This window comes from Bacillus cereus group sp. BfR-BA-01408 (genome assembly GCF_022663305.1).
In the GTDB taxonomy this organism is placed as follows: domain Bacteria; phylum Bacillota; class Bacilli; order Bacillales; family Bacillaceae_G; genus Bacillus_A; species Bacillus_A pacificus.
Window position 1 is genome coordinate 1 of sequence record NZ_JAKUFF010000366.1, and the last position, 209, is coordinate 209.

Sequence of the window (209 nt, forward strand, 5' to 3'; positions counted from 1 at the left end):
GGAGACTTGAGTGCAGAAGAGGAAAGTGGAATTCCATGTGTAGCGGTGAAATGCGTAGAGATATGGAGGAACACCAGTGGCGAAGGCGACTTTCTGGGCTGTAACTGACACTGAGGCGCGAAAGCGTGGGGAGCAAACAGGATTAGATACCCTGGTAGTCCACGCCGTAAACGATGAGTGCTAAGTGTTAGAGGGTTTCCGCCCTTTAG

1 rRNA gene is annotated in these 209 nt (G+C 51.7%); it reads left to right on the forward strand.

The features are described from left to right. Nucleotides 1-209: ribosomal RNA gene (locus MR083_RS27675) — 16S ribosomal RNA — on the forward strand; the annotation flags it as partial.